Genomic DNA, 337 nt, shown 5'->3' with positions numbered 1-337 from the left:
AGTGCGCAATTGCGCACGGGAGCCGGGACCACTACCACAGGACTACGTTGTTGAACGACGCTGTGGCCTCGACATCGCAAGACAATTGGCATTCGTGGTTATGGGTCCCGGCCTTCGCCGGGACGACGGCGGAGTTTGTGGCGCAGCCAGTGAGACGTACTCGCCCCCTCACCTCGGCGTCAGCGTGATCGCCTCCGCGGTTGCGGCTACAGCGGTGCTGAACACTCGGTGTCGTCCCGGCCTAGTGCGCAATTGCGCACGGGAGCTGGGACCCATTACCACAGGGTTGAGTTGATAAGGCAAGCTGCGGCCTCAACATCGCAAGACAATCAGCATT

Source organism: Bradyrhizobium pachyrhizi (assembly GCF_001189245.1).
GTDB lineage: Bacteria > Pseudomonadota > Alphaproteobacteria > Rhizobiales > Xanthobacteraceae > Bradyrhizobium > Bradyrhizobium pachyrhizi.
This window is presented reverse-complemented; position numbering follows the sequence as displayed.